Source organism: Methyloceanibacter caenitepidi, from assembly GCF_000828475.1.
In the GTDB taxonomy this organism is placed as follows: Bacteria; Pseudomonadota; Alphaproteobacteria; order Rhizobiales; family Methyloligellaceae; genus Methyloceanibacter; species Methyloceanibacter caenitepidi.
In genome coordinates, this window is sequence record NZ_AP014648.1 from 2,789,344 (window position 1) to 2,803,377 (window position 14,034).

At 65.4% G+C, this 14,034-nt stretch carries 13 protein-coding genes; 7 read left to right on the top strand and 6 right to left on the bottom strand.

Translation table 11 applies throughout. The features are described from left to right. The first annotated feature begins 20 nt into the window (after positions 1–20). Positions 21–338, top strand: a complete 318-nt coding sequence (gene groES / locus GL4_RS13240) for a co-chaperone GroES (protein WP_045368211.1) — start codon at positions 21–23, stop codon at positions 336–338. Positions 339–439: 101 nt separating this feature from the next. Continuing rightward, on the top strand, positions 440–2,089 hold the full coding sequence (gene groL, locus GL4_RS13245) for a chaperonin GroEL (RefSeq protein ID WP_045368212.1): 1,650 nt from the start codon (positions 440–442) through the stop codon (positions 2,087–2,089). Between the two features lie 84 nt (positions 2,090–2,173). On the opposite strand, the gene GL4_RS13250 is transcribed toward groL, so the two are convergent. The 3 genes from GL4_RS13250 to GL4_RS13260 form a co-directional block, all read right to left on the bottom strand. Then, a complete protein-coding gene (locus GL4_RS13250; protein WP_082025670.1) occupies positions 2,174–3,475 on the bottom strand; it encodes a CCA tRNA nucleotidyltransferase in 1,302 nt (433 codons plus the stop codon). 46 nt (positions 3,476–3,521) lie between these two features. Continuing rightward, the gene (locus GL4_RS13255) at positions 3,522–3,782 is read right to left on the bottom strand and encodes a DUF6111 family protein (protein ID WP_045368214.1); all 261 of its coding nucleotides are present in this window, start codon (positions 3,780–3,782) and stop codon (positions 3,522–3,524) included. A 113-nt stretch (positions 3,783–3,895) separates the two neighbouring features. Next, on the bottom strand, positions 3,896–4,369 hold the full coding sequence (locus GL4_RS13260; protein ID WP_052464520.1) for a DUF1285 domain-containing protein: 474 nt from the start codon (positions 4,367–4,369) through the stop codon (positions 3,896–3,898). A 239-nt stretch (positions 4,370–4,608) separates the two neighbouring features. Here GL4_RS13260 and GL4_RS13265 point away from each other — a divergent pair, with 239 nt between their 5' ends. From GL4_RS13265 to GL4_RS13280, 4 genes are read left to right on the top strand one after another with little or no spacing between them, the layout of a single operon-like run. Beyond that, the gene (locus GL4_RS13265) at positions 4,609–5,604 is read left to right on the top strand and encodes an AAA family ATPase (protein WP_045368217.1); all 996 of its coding nucleotides are present in this window, start codon (positions 4,609–4,611) and stop codon (positions 5,602–5,604) included. A gap of 7 nt (positions 5,605–5,611) precedes the next feature. Continuing rightward, positions 5,612–6,565 (top strand): DUF58 domain-containing protein, encoded by a 954-nt coding sequence (locus tag GL4_RS13270; RefSeq protein WP_045368219.1) that lies wholly within the window; start codon positions 5,612–5,614, stop codon positions 6,563–6,565. Further along, positions 6,562–9,429, top strand: a complete 2,868-nt coding sequence (locus GL4_RS13275; protein ID WP_045368221.1) for a DUF4159 domain-containing protein — start codon at positions 6,562–6,564, stop codon at positions 9,427–9,429. Before GL4_RS13270 ends, GL4_RS13275 begins: the two co-directional genes overlap by 4 nt. Positions 9,430–9,432: 3 nt before the next feature. Continuing rightward, positions 9,433–11,529, top strand: coding sequence for a membrane protein (locus GL4_RS13280; protein WP_045368223.1), 2,097 nt, complete (start codon positions 9,433–9,435; stop codon positions 11,527–11,529). Between the two features lie 15 nt (positions 11,530–11,544). On the opposite strand, the gene GL4_RS13285 is transcribed toward GL4_RS13280, so the two are convergent. Next, a complete protein-coding gene (locus tag GL4_RS13285; protein ID WP_156137600.1) occupies positions 11,545–12,045 on the bottom strand; it encodes a GNAT family N-acetyltransferase in 501 nt (166 codons plus the stop codon). Between the two features lie 369 nt (positions 12,046–12,414). Between GL4_RS13285 and wrbA the strand changes: the two genes are divergently transcribed. After that, positions 12,415–13,032, top strand: a complete 618-nt coding sequence (gene wrbA, locus GL4_RS13290; RefSeq protein WP_045368225.1) for an NAD(P)H:quinone oxidoreductase — start codon at positions 12,415–12,417, stop codon at positions 13,030–13,032. A 12-nt stretch (positions 13,033–13,044) separates the two neighbouring features. On the opposite strand, the gene GL4_RS13295 is transcribed toward wrbA, so the two are convergent. Further along, positions 13,045–13,539 carry an NUDIX domain-containing protein gene (locus GL4_RS13295; RefSeq protein WP_244462621.1) on the bottom strand — a complete coding sequence of 165 codons (495 nt, stop codon included), beginning with the start codon at positions 13,537–13,539 and terminating at the stop codon, positions 13,045–13,047. Positions 13,540–13,574: 35 nt separating this feature from the next. Then, positions 13,575–13,985: a hypothetical protein gene (locus GL4_RS13300; protein WP_156137601.1), complete on the bottom strand. Its 411-nt coding sequence runs from the start codon at positions 13,983–13,985 to the stop codon at positions 13,575–13,577. Positions 13,986–14,034 lie beyond the last annotated feature (49 nt).

Below are 14,034 nucleotides of genomic sequence, written 5' to 3' on the forward strand. Positions count from 1 at the left end.
TGTCTGGAGGAGTAAGCAAGATGAAGTTTCGTCCATTGCATGATCGCGTCGTAGTGCGCCGGATCGATGAGGACGAACGGACCGCTGGCGGCATCATCATTCCCGATACGGCCAAGGAAAAGCCGCAGCAAGGCGAAGTCGTCGCTGTGGGCCCGGGCGTTGCCGACGACAAGGGTCAGGTCCAGCCGCTCGACGTCCAGGTGGGCGATCGTGTGCTATTCGGCAAGTGGTCGGGCACCGAGGTCAAGATCGACGGCGACGACGTTCTCATCATGAAGGAGAGCGACATTCTCGGCGTCCTCGAAGGAGCCACCGCCGCGAAGAAGAAGGCCGCGTAGCGAGACCGCTAGCGCCTTAAGCCCAATCCGTTTGGCCGCCTGGGCACCGCCGCAATCGCGGGGTGCGACACGCGGCAAGGTTCGAAGGAGTTACACGCAACATGTCTGCTAAAGATGTGAAATTTTCTCAGGACGCCCGCGACAAGATGCTCCGCGGCGTCGACATCTTGGCCAATGCGGTCAAGGTGACCCTCGGCCCCAAGGGCCGCAACGTGGTCCTCGAGAAGTCGTTCGGCGCGCCCCGCATCACCAAGGACGGTGTGACGGTCGCCAAGGAGATCGAGCTCGAGGATAAGTTCGAGAACATGGGCGCCCAGATGGTGCGCGAGGTTGCCTCCAAGACGGCCGACGAGGCCGGCGACGGCACCACCTCCGCGACTGTTCTCGCCCAAGCCATCGTCAAGGAAGGCGCGAAGTCTGTCGCTGCCGGCTCCAACCCGATGGATCTGAAGCGCGGCATCGATCTCGCCGTCGGCAAGGTCGTCGAGGCGCTGAAGGAGAAGGCCAAGAAGGTCACCTCCAATGACGAAATCGCGCAAGTCGGCACGATCTCGGCCAATGGCGACGCCGATATCGGCCGGTTCATCGCCGAAGCCATGCAGAAGGTCGGCAATGACGGCGTAATTACCGTCGAGGAAGCCAAGAGCCTCGAAACCGAGCTCGAGGTCGTCGAGGGCATGCAGTTCGACCGCGGCTATCTCTCCCCTTACTTCATCACCGATGCCGACAAGATGCGCGTCGAGTTGGAGAACCCTTACATCCTCATCAACGAGGCCAAGCTCTCCAACCTGCAGTCCATCCTGCCGCTGCTCGAGGCCGTGGTGCAGTCGGGCCGTCCGCTCCTCATCGTCGCTGAAGACGTCGAGGGTGAGGCTCTGGCGACGCTCGTGGTCAACAAGCTGCGCGGCGGCTTGAAGGTCGCGGCCGTCAAGGCTCCGGGCTTCGGCGATCGCCGCAAGGCCATGCTGCAGGACATCGCTGTCCTGACGGGCGGCCAGGTCATCTCCGAGGATCTCGGCATCAAGCTCGACAACGTCACGCTCGACATGCTTGGCCAGTCCAAGAAGGTCGTTATCACCAAGGACGACACCACGATCGTCGACGGCGTCGGCAAGAAGAAGGAAATCGAGGCCCGCGTGTCTCAGATCCGTCAGCAGATCGAGGACACCTCGTCCGACTACGACCGTGAGAAGCTGCAGGAGCGTTTGGCGAAGCTCGCCGGCGGCGTTGCGGTGATCAAGGTCGGCGGCGCCACCGAGATGGAGGTGAAGGAGAAGAAGGACCGTGTAGACGACGCGCTGAACGCAACCCGCGCGGCCGTCGAGGAAGGCATCGTGCCGGGCGGCGGCGTCGCGCTGCTGCGCGCGCTCGAAGCCCTCGAGTCCCTCCGCGTCAGCAACGAGGACCAGAAGGTCGGCGTCAACATCGTCCGCCGCGCCCTTCAGGCCCCGCTTCGTCAGATCGCCGAGAATGCCGGCGAAGACGGCGCCGTCGTCGTGGGCAAGATCCTCGACAAGAAGGAGTACAACTTCGGCTACAACGCCGCGACCGGCCAATACGGCAACCTGGTCAAGGAAGGCGTGATCGACCCGGCGAAGGTCGTGCGCACCGCCCTTCAGGACGCTGCGTCCGTGGCCGGCCTCCTCATCACCACCGAGGCGATGGTGGCCGAGCTTCCGAAGAAGTCCGGCCCGGCCATGCCTGGTGGCGACATGGGTGGCATGGGCGGTATGGGTGGCATGGGCTTCTAAGCCTGCACCCTTTCCGTCGCGTCCTTTCCGGACGTACCGAGAAACGAGAAAGCCGCGCCTTCGGGCGCGGCTTTTTTCTTGGCGCTAGCCGTCGCGGTCCGCGGCAAGCTTCCCGGCGATCATCAAAAGTCCTTCCCGATCCTCCGCGAAGCCGCCCGCGATCCAGCGCTGCTCGACTGCGCGGAGCATGTCGCCGATCTCGGGGCCCGAGAATTTTCCGAGCGCCGTGATGTCCGGTCCGCGCAAGGGGAACACCGGCGCCTCCCAGCTGCCGGTCAGCGTCGCCGCACGCTGCCAATCGGGATCGGTTGCGGGCGCCGCGCGGGTCGCCCAAGCCAAAAGCGCCCGCGCGGCATAGTCGTCCGGTCCCAGCCGATAGAGCTTGCGCTTGGCCGCCGCCTCGTCCGGCAAGGCCTCGTCGAACGGCTCGCCGGCGAGGGCGAGGAGCGCCTGTTCCGCATTGGAGAGCTTGAACCGGCGCGCAAGCCGCTTGGCGTCCTCGGGCACGAAAACCGCAAGGGCCGCCAGCCGCAAGATGGCACTGGGCTCCCGGTCGAGGGCCGCCTCGATCTCGACGAGACGATCGAAGCGCGGCAGGCGCGGCACGCTCCCGAGAATGTCGCAGAGCAGTCCAGAGGCGAAGAGTACCGACACCGCTTCGCACGCGCGCGGCGCGACCAGCAAGCGCTTCAACTCGCTCGCCACGCGCTCCGCGGAGAGCTTGCGTAGGCCCTTCCGTTCACGCACGCAGGCCGACAGCCCTTCCGCATCGAAGGCGCCACGGCCGTAGGACGCGTTAAACCGGAAGAAGCGCAGAATACGCAAATAGTCTTCCTTGATGCGCTGAACCGGATCGCCGATGAAGCGCACGCGTCCCGCAACGAGATCCCGATAGCCGCCGAGCGGGTCGAACAGCGTGCCGTCCGCGTCCGCATAGAGCGCGTTGATCGTGAAGTCCCGGCGCGCTGCATCCTCGGCCCAGTCCTCGGTGAACGCGACCGTGGCGTGGCGCCCGAACGTCTCCACGTCCCGCCGCAACGTCGTCACCTCGAACGAGACGCCGCCGGCAACCACCGTCACCGTCCCGTGGGGAAGGCCGGTCGGGATGGCCTTGAGACCGGCCTTGCGCGCCCGCGCGATGACCGTCTCCGGGTGGACCGTCGTGGCGAAGTCCACATCCGCGACCGGCAATCCGAGCAGCGCATCGCGCACGGCCCCGCCAACCGCGCGGGTCGCGCCGGTCTCGCCCGAGAGCGCCGCGAACACGCGGACGGTCTCAGGCCGTGCGAGCCACGCAGCGCCCTTGAGCGACGGCAAAGGCAGATTCTCGACCGGGTCTGCCGTCTTGTCGTGGGTCTTGTCTTGGGTTGTGTCGCGTTCGGCCATGGAGGTTGATCCGAATGGCGGTTGGTCCGACAGGATGGGCCAAACGTCAATTGATCCCACCCGGTTTGATGACGCCGTCTTCGAGAACAGACGGTTGGTAACTGCCTTCGCGATCGCCGCCGGTGAACTCCACCAGCGTGAGCAGGCCGACGAACAGGACGATAAGGCCGGCAAGGATGAGCCACAGGAACGGCGCCCCGGCCATGGCGCGATTGGCAGCGACGCCCTTCACCCATACCACATAGGCCGCGTAGATCAGGAAAGGCAGCAGAAACAACAGGATGTTGATGAGAACAATGCGCAACATCGCGTTCGGCAGTCTCCCCTTGTCGGCGGTTAATGGCGTTCTGCGAGCGCCTTTGTGCGCGAGCTTAGCTGTGGCTCACGCACATTGCGAGCGCGCTTTCCCCGCACTCGGCCTCACTCGTCCATGGGAAAGGGAAAGAACGCGCCGCCGCTCCAAACCCCGAGCCCTTCATCGGTCTCAACGGTCAGCTCGGCGAGCTCATAATAGACAGCCCGTGACAGCTGGGCTCGCAGGCCGTCCCGGACTTCAACGAAGGGGGCCCGGCCCCCTTCCGGCTCGGCGCGAAAACCGATGGCATGTTCGGGACTCGCGGTGACTTCGTCGTCCACATTGGTGGTGAAGGTGAGGCGCTGCTCGGGCCCCTCCCCGTCCCGTGTCATCGAGATCGCGATAAACGGCTCGCCCTCGACCTCGATCGGCACTTTCTCCACGGGGGTGACGAGGTAGAACCCGTCGTCTTCGCGTCTCAGCACGGTGGAAAACAGCTTCACGAGCGGCTTCCGGCCGATCGGCGAGCCTTCGTAGTACCAAGTGCCGTCGCGGGCGATTTTCAGGCCAATATCCCCGCAAACATTAAGCTTTGGCAATGATGGCTCGGCCTGTTTGCCGCCATCACTGGCAGATGCTACGAGTCCTTGGGAGTACTTATTAGGCATTGTCGTATTCAGCCCAAAACGACCTTGTGTTCGCAAGAAAGAACTTAAGAGACACGAACAAGGGATTGTGATCCGATTGCCGGCGAAAGTGTTCTGCTTCCATACGACCTTAGCCCTATTTTTCCTCCACCTTGTGGATTCACCGAAACGGAAATGTAGATAAGACAGTCATGACCACACTTGAATCGGAGCCCCAGCTCGTCGACCGCCTCGACGAAATCGGAAGCAAAATACAAGATGTACGCGAGGCGACCTCCTCCGTCATCTTCGGTCAGGAGCGGGTCATCGATTTGGCGCTGGTGACGCTGCTCTCGGGCGGCCACGCGCTCCTCATCGGCGTGCCGGGTCTTGCCAAGACGAGCCTCGTGGAAACGCTGGGCGCCGTGCTCGGCCTCGAGAACAAGCGCATTCAGTTCACGCCGGACCTGATGCCGTCCGACATCGTGGGCTCCGAAGTCCTGGAAGAAGATTCGAGCGGCAAGCGCGAGTTCCGCTTCGTCAAGGGACCGATCTTCACCCAGCTTCTGATGGCCGACGAGATCAACCGCGCGAGCCCCAAGACGCAGTCGGCTCTGCTGCAGGCCATGCAGGAGCACCACGTGACCATGGCCGGCGTCCGTCATGACGTACCCTTGCCGTTCCACGTGCTCGCGACGCAGAATCCGCTGGAGCAGGAAGGCACGTATCCGCTGCCCGAAGCGCAGCTCGACCGTTTCCTCTTGCAAGTCGACGTGTCCTACCCGGATGCCGACTCCGAGCGGCGCATGCTGTTCGCCACCACGGGCACCGAGGAGCGCAAACTCAAGACGATCCTGTCCGCCGAGGAACTGATGGTCGCGCAACGCCTGGTCCGCCAATTGCCCGTGGGCGATCAAGTGGTGGACGCTATTCTGAAGCTCGTCCGCTCCGCCCGTCCCGGCACCGGCATCGACCAGACATTGGACGAGATGATCGCCTGGGGTCCCGGCCCCCGCGCGAGTCAGGCGCTGATGCTGGCCGTTCGCGCCAAGGCCATGATGGAGGGCCGTCTGGCCCCGTCCGTGGACGACGTGATCGATCTAGCCGAACCCGTCCTGAAGCACCGCATGTCGCTGACCTTCGCCGCCCGCGCCGAAGGGGTCGAGATGAGCGACATGATGGCAAGGCTCATCGAGCCGCTGAAGTAGGCCAGCAGTGGCAAAGGCAAGCGCAGCGCTTCAACCGTTTCTGACGGAAGAGGCCGAAGCCCACGGGCTTGCGGCGCGTATGCCTGCGCTTCTCGTCGAGGCGCGCCGTGTCGCCCATACCGTGACGCACGGCACCCATGGCCGGCGCCGGCCCGGGCCCGGCGAGACCTTCTGGCAGTTCCGCCACTTCGACGTCAACGATGCCGAGGCGGCCATCGACTGGCGCCGCTCGGCTAGTTCCGACAAGCTGTTTGTCCGCGAACGCGAGTGGGAAGCGGCGCATACGGTCTGGCTCTGGCTCGACCTGTCGCCGTCCATGCGGTTCCGGTCGTTCCTGTCCAAGACCTCGAAGGAAAGCCGTGCCGTCGTGCTGGCGCTCGGGCTCGCCGAACTGTTGGCGCGCGCCGGAGAACGTATCGGCCTCATGGGCCGGGCGCCGTCCTCGGGCCGGTTTGCCAGCCGCAAGGTCGCCGAGGTGCTTCTCAGCGAAACCGCGGACGACAGCCTGCCGCCGCCCGCGCGCCTGAACCGTTTTTCCGAGTGCGTTCTGTTTTCAGACTTTCTGGAGCCTATCGACCAGATGGTCGAACGCTTCCACCAGATCGCGAGCCAGGGCGTCCGCGGACATCTGGTTCAGATCCTCGATCCCGCCGAAGAAACCCTGCCCTATTCCGGACGGACGGAGTTCGAAGCCTCCGAAGGCGGCGCGACCATGATCGCGGGCCGTGCCGAGGATCTTCGCGAAAAATATCAGAAGCGGATCGAGCGCCATCGCCTCGACCTGCAGGAGGTCGCCCGCCAGCTCGGCTGGTCGTTCGTCGTGCACCATACCGACCGGCCCGCCGAAGAGGTGTTGCTGGCTGTCCATGGTCAGCTTGCGGGCCAGGAGCGCGACTACCGCTATCGTGCCGGCCGCGGCAAGGCTGAGACGGCGCTCGCCCAAAAGGACGCCGGCTCATGATGACGCTCGGCCCCATCGGCTTCATGCAGCCTTGGATCCTGCTGGCGCTGGCCGCGTTGCCCGCCATCTGGTGGCTGCTGCGCTTCACCCCGCCGAGCCCGAAGGTGGTCGAGTTTCCGCCGACGCGCCTGCTCGCCGAGCTTAAGCCCACCGAGGAGACTCCGGCTCGCAGCCCCTGGTGGCTGACCCTCATGCGGATGCTGCTGGCCGCCCTGCTGATTCTGGCCCTCGCGCGGCCGGTCATCAATCCGGACGAAGGGCGTTTCACCGGCGAGGGCACCATGCTGCTCGTGGTCGACAATGGCTGGGCCTCGGCGGCGTATTGGAACGCAAGGCGCGAAGCCATCGAAGCCGCGATCGACCGCGCCGACCGGGGCGACCGCAACGTACTCATCGTCCCGACGGCATCCATCGACGAGATCGGCGAGGCACTGCCCGCAGACGCGGTCCGCGAGCGCATCGCGGGGCTCGTGCCACAGCCCTTCGCGCCGGACCGGGACGCCGTCACCGCGACGATGAAGGAAGCGTTGAAGGAAACCTCCGGCTACAGCGTGATTTGGCTGAGCGATGGCCTGGACTACGGCCATGCCGAGGACTTTGCGGCCTGGCTCGGCAAGCTCGCCGACGGCGGCAGCCTGACAGTGTTGAAACCCAGTCCGCAGGAAACCCCGCTGGGCCTCGGACATGCCCGCGCCGAAGGCGGCACGCTCGCCGGCAGGATTGTTGCCGGAGCCGAGGGGCCGATCTCGGGAACCGTCCGGGCCCTGACGGCGCGGGGCGAGCCGCTCGGCGAAGCGCCTTTCACGATCAAGCGCGGCGAGACCGAAGCCGTCGCCCCGTTCGACCTGCCGCTCGAAATCCGTAACCAGGTGGCGCGCCTGCAAATCAGGGGACAGCGCTCCGCAAGCGCCGTGCATCTCCTGGACGCGCAATCCCAATGGCACCGCGTCGGCATCGTCTCGGGTGAGTCCCAGGAGGAGGCGCAACCGCTCCTGTCGCCGCTCTATTATGTGGAGCGCGCCCTGTCGCCCTACGCGGACGTGATCATTCCGACCGAAGCCAATGTCGCCACCGCCATCAACGACCTGATCGATAAGCAGCGAGTCTCCACCATTGTGCTGGCCGATATCGGGCGGCTCACGCCGGCGACCCAGGAGGAGCTGGAAGCGTGGCTCGACAAGGGCGGCGTCTTGATCCGTTTTGCCGGCCCGCGTCTCGAGCAAGGCGGCGATGAACTCTTGCCCGTCGCACTGCGCCGAGGCGGCCGGTCGCTCGGCGGCGCCCTCTCCTGGGGCACGCCGCAGCCTCTCTCGCCCTTCGAAGACAAGAGCCCGTTCTACGGCCTCGACGTGCCCGAAGACATCCGGGTCAACCGGCAGGTCCTTGCCGACCCCGCCGTCACCATGGACGCGGAGATCTGGGCGACGCTCACCGACGGCACGCCGCTCGTGACCGCAAAACGTCAAGGCGACGGCTGGGTCGTCCTGTTCCACGTCACTGCCAACTCCGACTGGTCGAACCTGCCGCTCGCGGGCCTGTTCGTGCAGATGCTGCGCCAGACCATTGCGTTGGGGCCAAGCCAGATCCTCTCCTCATCCGATGAGGGCGACGGCACCGCCGATACCGCTGCGGACGCGCCGCGCCGTGCGGCGACGACGGCTCTCGCGCCGGTTCAGACTCTCGACGGCTTCGGCCAGCTCGTGCCGCCGCCTTTGAACGCCTCGCCCATCGCGCCCGATCAATTCGCCAAGACCGTCGCCGGTCCCGAACACCCGCCGGGCTATTACGGTCCCTCCGGCCAGGCCCGCGCGCTGAACATCGTCAAGACCGACACCGAGTTCGTGCCCCTTCCGGATGTGGCGGGCGCGAACACGGTCGGCTTCTACACATTGAAGAAGCCGTTCGCGCTGGAGCCCTGGCTGTATCTCGCGGCGCTCGGCCTGTTCGCACTCGACATTCTGGCGGTGCTTGCGCTGAGCACCGGCCTAGGCTTCCGCAGGCCGCACCGGGCGACGGCGGCTCTGATCTTTGCGATGCTGCTCGCCGCGGCGGCCACGGCGCCTCGTCCCGTGCAAGCCGCGGACACCGACACCGTCGAAACGGCAGCCAAGTCCGACGCGGATGCTGAGGAGTTTGCCCTCAACGCGACGCTCAAGACCCGGCTGGCCTATGTTCTGACCGGCGACAGCCGGATCGACCGCACCAGCCAAGACGGCCTCATGGGCCTCAGCAAAGTCCTCGGGGCCCGTACCGCCCTTGAGCCAGGCGCGCCGATGGGCGTCGACATCGATAACGACGACCTGTCGTTCTTCCCGGTGTTGTACTGGCCGGTGCGGGAGGATGCCGAACCCTTGTCGGACGAGACGCTTGCCAAGGTCGATGCCTACATGAAGCAAGGCGGCATGATCGTCTTCGACACGCGCGACCAGGAACGCGTCGCCTATGGCGGCAGCCAGGGCAAGGCGCTGACCCGCCTGATCGGTCGCCTCGATCTTCCGGCTCTCGAGCCCGTGCCCGCCAATCACGTGCTGACCCGGTCGTTTTATCTGATGAACAGCTTTCCCGGCCGATGGGACGGCGGGTCGCTGTGGGTCGAGGCAGAACCGGCCAACGAGGCGGAACGCGACGCCCGGGCGCGGCGCACGGACGGCGTGAGCTCCGTGGTGGTCACCTCCAACGATTTCGCCAGCGCCTGGGCGCTGGACGACAGCAACCGCCCGCTCTACCCGGTGGTGCCCGGCGGCGAGCTCCAGCGCGAGATGTCGTTCCGCGCAGGGGTCAATCTCGTCATGTATGCTCTCACCGGCAACTACAAGGCGGATCAGGTCCACGTGCCTGCGCTGCTGGAAAGATTGGGGCAGTAGACGATGAACTGGTCCATCACGTTCGTCCCCTTCGTGCCGTGGCCGGCCCTGTGGATCGTCGCCGGCATTGGCGCCGTGCTGTTGGCGCTCCTGTTCTGGCGCGCGCGGCGCGGAGCCGTGCTCCGGCTTCTCACCTTCGCCGCATTGCTGATGGCGCTCGCCAACCCGCACTTAAAGCGTGAGGACCGCGAGCCGCTGAACGATATCGTCACCGTGGTGGTGGACGACAGCCAGAGCCAGACACTGGCCGGCCGCACGGCCCGTACCGCCGAGCTTCGCAACGCGCTTGAAGAACGGCTCAAGGAAGTGCCGGATCTCGAGACCCGCGTCGTGCGCTCCGGTTCGTCCACCGACGAACCCGACCGAGACGGGACGATGCTATTCACCGATCTTGGCCAGGCCCTGGCGGACGTGCCGCCAGACCGGCTGGCCGGCGTCATCATGATTACCGACGGTCAGGTTCACGACGTGCCAGAGAAGGTCGCCGCGCTCGGGTTCGATGCGCCCGTGCACGCGCTTCTCACCGGCAAGGACGACGAGTTCGACCGCCGTCTCGAGGTCATCGCGGCGCCCCGGTTCGGCATCGTCGGCAGCACGCAGACCGTCGAGGTCAGGGTGAGCGAGTCCAAGCCCCGCGAGGACGACATCACCACGCTGACGATCACTCAGCAGGGCAAAGAGCCCGAAAAGGAGATCGTGCGCATCGGCGCCCCGGTCGAGATCCCGGTCGACATCACGCATGCCGGTCCCAATATCGTGGAGATCAAGGTCGACGGCGCCGAAGGCGAACTGACCGAGATCAACAACCGCGTCCTGCTGCCCATCGAGGGCGTGCGCGAAAACCTCCGCGTGCTGCTTGTCTCCGGCGAACCCCATGCCGGCGAGCGCACCTGGCGCAACATGTTGAAGTCCGACGCGTCCGTGGATCTCGTGCATTTCACGATCCTGCGTCCGCCGGAAAAACAAGACGGCACGCCGATCAACCAGCTCTCGCTGATCGCCTTCCCGACGCGTGAGCTGTTCCAGGAGAAGCTCGATCAGTTCGATCTCATCATCTTCGACCGCTATCAGCGGCGCGGCGTGCTGCCGCTGCTCTATCTTGAGAACGTCGCCCGGTACGTGGAGCGCGGCGGCGCGGTACTTGTTTCCTCTGGCGACGACTACGCTTCGCCCTTGAGTCTCTATCGCACGCCGCTCGGATCGATTCTGCCCGCAGCCCCGTCCGGACGCGTGGTCGAACGGCCCTACCGTCCGGCCCTGTCGGAACTCGGCGCCAAACACCCGGTCACCGGCGACCTGGCCGGCGCGCGCGGTGGCGGCGAGGACGGCACCGCGCCGACCTGGGGCCGCTGGTTTCGCGTGGTCGACGTCTCGCCGCGCGATGCGGAAGTCCTCATGACGGGCGCCGACGACCGTCCGCTTCTGGTGATCGGCGAGCGCGGCAAGGGCCGCGTCGCTGTGCTCCTGTCCGACCAGGCTTGGCTCTGGGCGCGCGGCTATGACGGCGGCGGACCCTATTCGGATCTGCTGCGGCGGCTTGCGCACTGGCTGATGAAGGAGCCGGAACTCGAGCAGGAGACGCTCCGGGCCTCCTCCAAGGGTCAAAGCCTCATCATCGAGCGCCGGTCCATCGAAGACGAGATCGATCCGGTCGTCGTGACCACGCCGTCCGGCGAAGAGATGACCGTGACCCTCGACAAAGGCGAGCGCGGCATCTGGCGCAAGGTGATTCAAGTCGACGAACACGGTGTCTATCGCGTCGCATCCGGTGAACTTGCGAGCCTCGCCACGGTCGGCAAGGCCAACACGCGCGAATTCGCGGCCGTGACGGCCTCGACCGAGCCTCTCGCACCGGTGCTCGAAGGCACGGGCGGCGGCGCGTTCTGGATGGGCCGCGAAGAAGGCGCCGAAGAATCCTTGCCGCGCCTCGCCATGATCCGCAGCGGCCGTGTGATGCACGGCGCCGATTGGCTCGGCCTGCACAAGCGGGACGCCTACCACGTCAAGGGCGTACGACTGTTCCCGCTGTTCAGCGGGTTCCTCGCGCTGGCCCTCCTGCTCGGCCTCTTGGCCGCCGCCTGGTACCGCGAAGGCCGCTAGAGACGGCGCGGGCGATTAAGCCGCGTACGCGCGAACCTGGCCCGCCACGCCTTCCAACGCGCCCTCGACAAGCTCGACGCCCAGCAGCCGCGCCGGATCGACCGGCCCCGGCAGCGTGATCGCACCGTATGCGGATGGCTTGAATCCGAAGCGGCCATAATAGGGCATGTCCCCGACCAGCAGCACAAACCCGAATCCCGCCGCACGCGACCGCTTCAGCCCTTCCTCCAGAAGCGCCTTGCCGCAGCCCTTCCCGGCCAAGCTCGGGTCGACAACGAGAGGGCCGAGCAGCAGCCCGCCGTCTTGCTCGCCGACACGGATGGCCGTGAACCGGACGCCGCCGACGATCCGGCCATCGTGCCTGGCCGTCAGGCTGAGCTCGGACACCGGCGCGACGCCCTCACGCACGCGATAGGCGCTGCGCGCGAAGCGGCCCGGCCCGAAGGCGGTCGCGGAAAGAGCGTTGATCGCCGGGATGTCGGCGGGTGTTTCAGGGCAAATCTCAAAGGTCATCATCAGGTCGGCACCAAAGGAAAGAGGCGAAGGGAAACTCCCTACCGGGCGCCAAACGTGACCAACGGATTGTTTGTGGGTGCGGACGAGGCGGCGGCGAGGATCAGGCGTTCCGCGGAAAGCGGGCGCGTGCTCGTCGTCGCTGAAGTGACTTTATGCTGTCGGTCGTCCAGATCATGGGCGCTGCCAATATCATGGACCGGCGCCCCAGGTCCAGCGCCCATTGAGGGCCTGAGCATAAGGGCACGTTTACGAGGCGCTCCAAGTTCACTATGTGTTATCGCCTCACATAATAGTGTTGGAATTGCTAGACTTCGGTTCTGGCAATGCCGGGGCGCCGAGGCTCGCCCTGATGGTTCAGCGGGGTTATTCATGGCAGATAAGGCGAAGCTGCTCGTTCTCTATCATTCCTCCTATGGGCACGTGGAGACGCTTGCCTACGCAATGGCGCACGGTGTTCGCGCGGTGGAGGATATCCGGGTCACGGTTAAACGCGTGCCCGAGCTGATGCCGGACGACGTGATGTCCGCCGCCGGCATGAAGGTCGAGCAACCGGCTCCGATTGCGGACCCCGGAGAACTTGCCGACTACGACGGCATCATCATCGGAACGCCCACCCGCTTCGGCAACATGACGTCGCAGATGCGTTACTTCCTCGACCAGACCGGACCGCTCTGGGCGTCCGGGGCGCTGATTGGCAAGGTGGGCAGCGTCTTCACGTCCACCTCCACCGGCGGCGGCAACGAAACGACGATCACGTCCGTGTACAACACCCTCATTCACCACGGCATGGTGATTGTGGGGCTTCCCTATTCCGCGCCTGACCTGACGGACATCAGCGAGGTTCGGGGAGGGTCTCCGTACGGCGCGAGCACAATCTCCGCCCCGGACGGATCCCGCACGCCCTCGCAGAAGGAATTGAACCTGGCGAGCTTCCAGGGTCACCACGTCGCCAAGATCACCAAGAAACTGATGACGGGCGACGAATAGCGCACGCCGCGTCTAGCCGGACCATTTAGGGCTGACAGGCACGCCCTTGAATATCTCCGCAAGGCGGCGGCTCGTGCCCGGATCCAGGGGCTCGGGCAGATCGTCCATGGCAAACATGCCCGTTTGCGCGATCTCCCCCCTCTGCCGGTAGTCTCCCTCGCGCGTCCACTGGCGCACCAGATAGAGCGCGATGTGGTCGCCGGCGAAGTTCGCGCTGTTGGAGTACATGGCAAACAACGCCGCAGGACCGGTCAGTGCGACGCCGACCTCCTCTTCGAGCTCGCGCGCCAGGGCCTCTTCCAGCGTCTCGCCCCACTCCACCCCGCCGCCCGGAAAGAACCAGCCGGCCCGATAGCTGTGGCGTACGAGGAGAACGCGGTCCTCCTCGTCGATCACGACTCCCTGGGACCCGAGCGTCATGCCCCGGCGCATGCGCCAGACAGGCCGGATGGCGGCCGTCGCGATCCGGGACAGAAAATTGCTGCGTGGTCCGCTCTTGTCTCTCAACAGAAAGTCTCCGGTGTCGTGCTCCGAACGTCGTATTACCGCGTATCCGGGTTCGCGCGAGACGCTTCCGCAGCATCTTGCGACGGTCCCGGTTGCACCGAAATCCCAAACAGACGCCATTGCCCATTCACAGCCTGATAGAGCAGCTCGAAATTGATCTGCATAGGCTCCCCGGGAAAATAGCCCTTGAGGTGTAGCATGCCCTTCTCTTGGTCTAGCACGGGCTGCTGCGTTAGCTGCGGCGCGACTACGGCCACAGCGGAGAGGTCGACCTCTTGCGTGAGGAGGTTTGAAAATATTTGCGAGAGCCTTGCCGCGCTGTTTGCCTCGCGGAAGCCGGGGGCGCCGATATCGCGCAATACGGTGTAATTGCCCGTCCGCAACGCCCCATTGAGCGTGATGAGACTGTTCCGCACCAAGATCACAATTTTTTCGGCGCTGGGCATGGCAACCGCCTGCCGCGCGACCTGAATCTCAACCTCGCTTTGGGCGAGA